Here is a 7,294-nt window from a genome sequence, read left to right as displayed (position 1 = left end):
GCCGCCATTGGCGGCCTTCTGCGCCAGCAGTTCGGACATCGTCCGCGGCTCGCTCGTCACCGTCATGTCGGCGCCGATCCGCGTATCCCAGAACGAGAACACGGATTGCTTCACGGTCACCGCCGAGGAGCCGTTTGCATTGGGGTTCGACGACCAGTCCAGGCCGTCCTTGGCGGCCCGGGCGCGCTTCTTGGCGGCCATGGGATCGATGCCGGTCCCGGCATCGACCGCGAGCTGGCTCCAGTCGAGCTTGTCGACGTCGATGCCTTTGAGCACGTCGGGGTCGTTGACGTCGGGGGTCTCTGCGGCCTCGGTCTCCGCCTCGTCCGCAGCCGTGGCCGCTGTGGGCGGAATGATCTGCGCGGAGACCGTCAGCACCGAGCTCAAAATGAATGCGGCCGCCAGCACCGGCAGCCTGGTCCAGCCAAACCCTGTCGAGAATTCCATCGTCCTGCCCGCGAGCCCCGGCGCATGCTTTCCGACAATATATATATCGGCCGTCCGCAAAGACCATGCGCCATTCCGCTCACAGGATGCTGATCCATCGTCGCGGAATTGTGGCCGCTCGCCGCGGGACGCGGACCAACGGGCCGCGCGAAAAGGCGCGCGCCCGATGACGAGCTTGTGATGCGACGGCATCCGGCGGGGCTGGAGGCCAGGACGTCGCGGTCGCCTTGTCATCGGTCCCGACGAGCGGGGCCCGTTGGCGTCCCCCCTAAAGCGCGATGATCATCATCGCGCTTCAGGTTGTTGTTTGCGCGTGATCTTTTCGGAAAACCGCTTCGCACTTTGCGCTAACGCGGCCCCTTCGGGTCCGGATCATGCGTTAGCCGACGCTGGTCATCTTCGGCAGATGAATGGCGCGGCCGAGTGCCTGCTCGACCAGGTCGAAGGTGTCGATCAGCACGCGCATGCTGGTAAGCTTGCCCGCCCTGAACTGGGCGAACTGCGCCACGCGCAGGCTGATCGGCTTGTTGGAATCCAGAGCCGTCAGCGAATAGCGCAGCATCGAGGCGGCGGTATCGACGCCGAGCATGATGCTCTCGCGGTCGAAGCGGCGAACCTGGAAATTGTCGGCGAGCTGGCGGATGACGTCGAGCACGGCGTCCTTGCCCTGGCGCGCGCCGAGAAACGGAAACATGTCGATTGGGCCGTAGAGCGCCCACTCGACGTCCTCGTCGATCAGGGCCTCGATGTCCTCGAAATGCCGGTCGTTGATCGCGCGGTGCAACGCGCGCGAGAAACGCCAGAGGCTGTGCTCTGTCATTTTGGGCAGTCCTGAAGCTGGCTTGCGAATGAAAACGGAAAACGACCCCATGCACAGTAACGGTGCCGGGGCGCTCAACTCATTTGTATGCGAACAATTTAAGCGATTTCGGCCAAAACGCAATTCACGTTTTTGCAATGCACCATTGAACGGCCTTTGTGAGATTTACAATATGACCCCGTAAAACTCCGGGTCTGGCGCGAGGCCCGACGCGGGTTCCCGGCGGGGCGAGGGCTCAATCCGCCCGCGTTCCCGTGATCAGGGGCCCGATCTCCCGTTCCAGCACCTGCTGCACCAGATCGTAGGAATCGATGATCTCGCGGATCTCGGCCACCAGCCCGCCGCGGAAGGTGTAGAACACCGCCATGTCGAACTGCACGATGCGGTCGTTGCTGCGCTTCCTGAAATAGGTGTGCATGTAGGTCGCGACCGCCTCGCCCTCGGCGAGGATGTGCGGCGCCTTGTAGCGGACCTCCGAATAGCGCGACCAGATCGTCTGCCAGAGCTCGCGCAGTTCGGCCTTGCCGTGGCGCGGCACCATGTGCGGCAGCACGTCGATCGGCGCGTGGGTGAGGAAGTCGACGTCGTCGGTGCAGCAGGACAGCGCCGTCTCGATATCACCGCGCGCGAAGGCGTCGAGCAGATGCACGACGCGTTGGCGATTCAGCTTCTCGACCGTCATCCCGCCCGTCCTCGTTTGGCCCCCTGGCGTTCCGCAACGGCAGCGCGCGGTCTCGCGCGCCGGCCATCCGCAAAATCACAGGGATGTTCCAGACAGTATGACGCCCCAGCGCAATGCCAGGTTCATGGCATGCAATTGCGGGTTGAGTTGTGGGGTGGCTGCACGAATTCCCGCCCTATGCGGCTTGGGTGGCAGCAGCAACAGCGGGGACAGATGAACGGGCAGGGGAAGCTGTAACTCTCTGTCATTCCGGGGCGCGCCACCTGGCGCGAACCCGGCAATCCATCTCGCCTCTCGTTCCAGCCCCAAAGAGGCGCGTGACCCATCTCACATCACCCCACGGGCATCGCAGCTACCGTCATCAGCATGTCATCAGGGAGATGTGCCATGGCCGCCATCGCCACCGCCAGAAAGTCCCGCCTGCACAATGCGCTCGAAGGCCTCGCACTGACCGCGACGCTGCAGAGCTTCCCGACCTTCGCCGCCGCCGCCTTCCTGCTCAAGCTCTGCGGCGACCACGACCTCGTCGGCGATCCCGGCGTCGCCATCTTCGTCGCCTTCGCCTCGCTCGCCCACGCGATGCTGGCCGTGACCCTCGGCCCGAGCTTCCCGCACCTGTTCAAGACCGTCTACGAGCCGAAATTCTTCGAGGCCCATCTGTCGCTATCCGACAAGATCGCGGCTTGGCGCACCCAGCCGATTGCCTCGCTCCAGCTCGTGACCATCGTGCTGCTGCTGTCGGTGATGGCGGTGGTGACGGCGAGCGTGGGGTGAGGGCAGCAAAATCTTTCTGCGTCATCCCGGGGCGCCGCAAAGCGGCGAGCCTGGAATCCATAGCCACCACTTGCGCGGATGCACCGCTTACCTCTTCTTCCACCCACCGCGTCGCCCCGGCATCCCACCCGTCGACTTCGGCGCCGGCCCGAACTCCGGCCCGGACTGCCGTGAATCCGTCGGCTGGATGATCCGGCTGGTGCTGCCGAACGGCTTTGACGGCAGGCTGGGGTTGGCACGATAGGGCAGCGACTCCGGGCCGTGCATTTCGTCGAGATGTGGCTTGTGCACCTTCGAGCCGCTGCCGCCGCCGCTCGCCTTCAGTGCGGAGCTGACGGTCTTCTTCTTCATCGCGCTCACCGGCAAATTCGCGGCGTCGCCGTATTTCTTCGCCCCCGCATAGGCGCCGGCCTTGCCCTGCACAGTGCGCTGTTTCGCCGTGGGATCGTCGACCACGGCAAGCTCCGTTGCGCGCAGGCGCTTGACCTCGTCGCGCAGACGCGCGGCTTCCTCGAAGTTCAGGTCGGCGGCGGCCTCGCGCATCCTTGTCTCGAGATCGGCGAGCACGGCTTCGAAATTGTGGCCGATCGAGATGACGTCGTCGGTCATGTCGTGGCCGCCGACCTCGACCAGCACGTGGTCGCGCTCGTAGACCGAGTTGAGGATGTCGCCGATCTGCTTCTTCACGCTCTCCGGCGTGATGCCGTTGGCGGTGTTGTACTCGACCTGCTTCTCGCGGCGGCGGTTGGTCTCGGCGATGGCGCGCTCCATCGATCCCGTCATCTGGTCGGCATAGAGGATCACCTTGCCGTCGACGTTGCGCGCAGCGCGGCCGATAGTCTGAATCAAGGATGTTTCGCTGCGCAAAAAACCTTCCTTGTCGGCGTCGAGGATCGCGACCAGCGCGCATTCGGGAATGTCGAGGCCTTCGCGCAACAGGTTGATGCCGACCAGCGCGTCGAACGCGCCAAGGCGCAGGTCACGGATGATCTCGATGCGCTCGATGGTGTCGATGTCGGAGTGCATGTAGCGGACGCGAATGCCCTGCTCGTGCAAATATTCGGTGAGGTCCTCCGCCATGCGCTTGGTGAGCACCGTGATCAGCGAGCGATAGCCGGCCTGCGCGGTGGCGCGGACCTCGCCGACGAGATCGTCCACCTGCGTCCGCGCCGGGCGAATGTCGACGGGCGGATCGATCAGCCCGGTCGGACGAATGACCTGCTCGACGAACACGCCGCCGCTCTCGTTCAACTCCCAGCCGCCCGGCGTCGCCGACACCGCGATGGTCTGCGGCCGCATCATGTCCCATTCCTCGAAGCGCAAGGGGCGGTTGTCCATGCAGGAGGGCAGGCGGAAGCCGTATTCGGCCAGCGTCGCCTTGCGGCGGAAGTCGCCGCGGAACATGGCGCCGATCTGCGGAATGGTGACGTGGCTCTCGTCGGCGAAGATCAGCGCGTTGTCGGGGACGTATTCGAACAGCGTCGGCGGCGGCTCGCCGGGGCGGCGGCCGGTGAGGTAGCGCGAATAGTTCTCGATGCCGGCGCAGCTTCCGGTCGCCTCCATCATCTCGAGGTCGAATGTGGTGCGCTGCTCCAGCCGCTGCGCCTCCAGCAGGCGGCCTTGGTCATGCAGCTGGTCGAGCCGCTGCTTCAGCTCGAACTTGATCGACTTGATGGCCTGCACCAGCGTCGGGCGCGGCGTCACATAGTGCGAGTTGGCATACATCTTGATGAATTCGAGCTCGTCCTGCTTGTGGCCAGTGAGCGGGTCGAATTCCTCGATGGTCTCGATGGTGTCGCCGAACAGGTTCACGCGCCAGGCGCGGTCCTCATAGTGCGCCGGGAAGATGTCGATGACGTCGCCGCGGACACGGAAGGTGCCGCGGGTGAAATCGGCCTGGGTGCGCTTGTACTGGAGCGCGACGAGGTCGGCGATGAGCTGGCGCTGGTCGATGCGCTCGCCCTTCTTCAGCGCGAAGGTCATCGCGGTGTAGGTCTCGACCGAGCCGATACCGTAGATGCAGGACACCGACGCCACGATGATGACGTCGTCGCGCTCGAGCAGCGCGCGCGTCGCCGAATGGCGCATGCGATCGATCTGCTCGTTGATCGAGGAATCCTTCTCGATATAGGTGTCGGTGCGCGGGACGTAGGCTTCCGGCTGGTAGTAGTCGTAATAGCTGACGAAATATTCGACGGCGTTGTCGGGGAAGAAATTCTTGAACTCGCCGTAGAGCTGGGCGGCAAGCGTCTTGTTCGGCGCAAGGATCAGGGCCGGGCGCTGCGTCGCCTCGATCACCTTGGCCATGGTGTAGGTCTTGCCCGAGCCGGTGACGCCGAGCAGCACTTGCGAGCGGTCGTTGCGGTTGACACCCTCGACGAGCTCGGCGATCGCGGTCGGCTGGTCGCCCCTGGGCTCGTAGGACGACTTGATCTCGAAACTGACGCCGCCTTCGGATTTCTCCGGGCGCGGCGGCCGGTGCGGCGTCCACACCTTCATGGAGCCGTCGCCCTTGCGGAACTCCGGCCGGCCTTCGCGGATCAGCGCTTCCAGCGCGTCCGCGGTCGCCTTGACGCCGAGCGCCTCCATCTTGCTGCGCGGCGGGCGGGCAAGCGCCTCTGCGTCGTCCTCCTCGGTGGGAAGCCCGAGCTGCCGGGCCAGTTCCGGATCGAGCGTCGGGATCGTGGCCGCGGTGCCGTAGTTGGCCTGCGGCGCCTCTTCCAATCCTGTCGCTGCGGAGGATTGACGCGCCCCCGGCGGCTGCGGATCGGGTCGCAGCGGCATCTGGCGCGCCGCATCCTGCGGAAACTCCTTCGGCGTCGAAGCCCGCGCGCGATGCGCGGCGGCCTCGCCCCCGGCGCGGCGGTCGCGCGAATTGTCCGGCGGCGGCTGCAGGCCGGTGCCCGATCCCAGCCCGGCATCGCCGCGATTGATCGCGGGATTGAGCAGCTCGGCCAGCGCCGGCCCGATCGGCTGCACGTCAGGCCGATGAGCTTTAGAACTTGGCGCCTTCGCGTTCGGGACCTTGGACTTGAGGGATTTGCCGGATTTTTCGGAGGATGCAGGTTTCTTCGCCATCTGGCGAATATGGGACGAGTCCGCCCCGCGATAAAGGGCGAATGCCCGCTGCCATGCAGGCTGCTGACAGCAGGTTGGCAGCAGGTCGGCCTCAGGCCACCGGCAACGGTCCGCTATCGTCCGCGGCAGTGACATACGGCTGGAGGATGTCGAGATGGATGCCGCCGCAATCGGTGCAGCGCATGGTCCAGTACTCGCATCCGGCACGGCCGCCGATCACGCGGAGCACCGCGAGGTCGCCGTCGCATTCCGGGCAGTTCGACAGCACCGCGCGGGTGTCAATCCGCGGCCGCGCTGCGTCAGTTTCGATGATGGACATGACCGGTTTCCCCCTCGCGCCGCCCCACCGCAGGTCCAGCGGCGGACCCGTTCGCCTATTCGTCGTCGCCGTCGGCCCGCCGGCGGAAGCGATCGATGTGGTGCTTGGCATCCGCAATCGCAGCATCGCGATCGGGCCAGGCGAAGCCGACTTCCATGGCAGGGAACAGCACGCCGTCGATGGCCACCGGGCTGAAATCTGCACGCCGGATCCGCGCGTGCCACAGCCCCTTGCCAGCTTCGAAGGATTCGATGTCAAAACCGTCGTAAAGGGTCGTCATGAGTGCAGGTCCCACGTTTCTTGTTCGGAGGGTCAGGGGACCACGTTTGCGGATTTCAGAATGTGAAGCCGTTCACAAGCGATCCGGCTTTTTTGCCCGCGGTTTCAGTTCCGCGCGGCGGCGCGGCCGATCCGCCGCGGGCGGGCGGCGGGTTCCGACGCGGCCCGCATGATCCAGCGGCGGAAGGCGGCAAAGTCGCGCTGCTCGGTCTGGAAGCTGCGATAGAGCAGGTACCAGCGCATGCCCTTGGGCACCGAGAGGTCGAACGGCGCCACCAGCCGGCCGGCGGCGAGATCGTCGTCGATATAGGGGCGGATGCCCATGGCGATGCCGAGCCCGTCGGCCGCGGCCTGCAGCGCCTGGCCGTAGAACTGGAACTCGGGCCCACGCGCGTTGATCCGGGCAGCGCCCGCGGCCTTCAGCCAGATCGGCCAGTCCTCGGGTGAGTGTGCGACGCGGATCAGGCTCGGTCCCTTGAGGTCGGCCGGGCGCTTCAGGCCGCCCGCCAGGCGAGGCACGCAGACGGGGGTGAGGTCGCCGGCGAACAGCGGCTCGGCGACGAGGCCGGGCCAGTCGCCGGTGCCGAGCTTGATGCCGCAGTTCCAGTCCTCGCCGAACGGCACCGCCGCGCCGCCGGTGGTGAAGCGCACCTCGATGTCGGGCTCCTCGCTGCGAAACTCCGACAGGCGCGGGATCAGCCAGCGCATCGCAAAGGTGTGGCCGACGCCGATGGTGAGCACGCGCACGCTTGCAGGCGCCGTGACCTGCGCAGTGAGGCTCGCCAGCGCATCGAAGATCGGGGTCAGCCCGCTCTGGTAGGCGCGGCCGGCCTGCGTCAGCACCAGGCGGTTGGCCTTGCGCTCGAACAGGGCGACGCCGAGCCGCTCCTCCAAC

At 66.0% G+C, this 7,294-nt stretch carries 7 protein-coding genes and 1 pseudogene; 1 reads left to right on the top strand and 7 read right to left on the bottom strand.

What is annotated here, in order from left to right; genetic code table 11:
- From IC50_RS23865 to IC50_RS23855, 3 genes and pseudogenes are all read right to left on the bottom strand, one after another.
- A pseudogene (locus IC50_RS23865) lies at nucleotides 1-447 on the bottom strand (hypothetical protein); the annotation flags it as partial.
- Between the two features lie 379 nt (nucleotides 448-826).
- Nucleotides 827-1,267: a nuclear transport factor 2 family protein gene (locus IC50_RS23860; protein ID WP_035710425.1), complete on the bottom strand. Its 441-nt coding sequence runs from the start codon at nucleotides 1,265-1,267 to the stop codon at nucleotides 827-829.
- 235 nt (nucleotides 1,268-1,502) lie between these two features.
- Nucleotides 1,503-1,949, bottom strand: a complete 447-nt coding sequence (locus tag IC50_RS23855; RefSeq protein ID WP_035710423.1) for a nuclear transport factor 2 family protein — start codon at nucleotides 1,947-1,949, stop codon at nucleotides 1,503-1,505.
- 387 nt (nucleotides 1,950-2,336) lie between these two features.
- Here IC50_RS23855 and IC50_RS23850 point away from each other — a divergent pair, with 387 nt between their 5' ends.
- The gene (locus IC50_RS23850; RefSeq protein WP_035710421.1) at nucleotides 2,337-2,723 is read left to right on the top strand and encodes a hypothetical protein; all 387 of its coding nucleotides are present in this window, start codon (nucleotides 2,337-2,339) and stop codon (nucleotides 2,721-2,723) included.
- An 87-nt stretch (nucleotides 2,724-2,810) separates the two neighbouring features.
- Here the strand turns inward: IC50_RS23850 and uvrB are convergent, their stop codons facing one another.
- The 4 genes from uvrB to IC50_RS23830 all read right to left on the bottom strand — a co-directional run.
- On the bottom strand, nucleotides 2,811-5,801 hold the full coding sequence (uvrB, locus tag IC50_RS23845) for an excinuclease ABC subunit UvrB (protein ID WP_081492499.1): 2,991 nt from the start codon (nucleotides 5,799-5,801) through the stop codon (nucleotides 2,811-2,813).
- A 91-nt stretch (nucleotides 5,802-5,892) separates the two neighbouring features.
- Nucleotides 5,893-6,120 carry a hypothetical protein gene (locus IC50_RS23840; RefSeq protein ID WP_035710420.1) on the bottom strand — a complete coding sequence of 76 codons (228 nt, stop codon included), beginning with the start codon at nucleotides 6,118-6,120 and terminating at the stop codon, nucleotides 5,893-5,895.
- A gap of 55 nt (nucleotides 6,121-6,175) precedes the next feature.
- Nucleotides 6,176-6,400 carry a hypothetical protein gene (locus IC50_RS23835; RefSeq protein ID WP_035710417.1) on the bottom strand — a complete coding sequence of 75 codons (225 nt, stop codon included), beginning with the start codon at nucleotides 6,398-6,400 and terminating at the stop codon, nucleotides 6,176-6,178.
- A gap of 104 nt (nucleotides 6,401-6,504) precedes the next feature.
- Nucleotides 6,505-7,294, bottom strand: a 790-nt coding sequence (locus IC50_RS23830; RefSeq protein ID WP_035710416.1) for a LysR substrate-binding domain-containing protein, incomplete at its 5' end; no start/stop codon positions are given.

Origin of the sequence: Bradyrhizobium genomosp. I (2014) (genome assembly GCF_000261685.1) — a bacterium.
Taxonomy (GTDB): Bacteria; Pseudomonadota; Alphaproteobacteria; order Rhizobiales; family Xanthobacteraceae; genus Bradyrhizobium.
This window is presented reverse-complemented; position numbering and strand designations above follow the sequence as displayed.